General features: G+C 67.9%; 1 riboswitch.

Annotated elements, in window-relative coordinates:
- Positions 1-52 precede the first annotated feature (52 nt).
- Positions 53-261: riboswitch (cobalamin riboswitch) on the top strand.
- The last annotated feature ends 7 nt before the right edge of the window (positions 262-268 follow it).

Below are 268 nucleotides of genomic sequence, written 5' to 3'. Positions count from 1 at the left end.
CATCCATCCGGCATATGTCGCCTGCGTCCCTTGACCCGACTCGGCCCGGCGTCTAGAGCGGGGGCGCTTCGGTCCGGGCCTTGTGCCTGGTGCAAAAGGGAACGCGGTACGCCCTTTGGGTCAACCCGCGACTGCCCCCGCAACTGTAGGCGGCGAGGCGCGTCGGACATTGCCACTGTCCCCCGCAAGGGTGGGATGGGAAGGCCCGAGGCGCTGCTTGAGCCGCGAGTCAGGAAACCTGCCGAGGTGATCACCCTGTATCCGGCGC

Origin of the sequence: Aliidiomarina sp. B3213 (assembly GCF_003290085.1) — a bacterium.
GTDB lineage: Bacteria > Pseudomonadota > Gammaproteobacteria > Enterobacterales > Alteromonadaceae > Aliidiomarina.
Note: the sequence above shows the minus strand (reverse complement) of the source record. Positions and strands in the feature narration are given on the sequence as shown.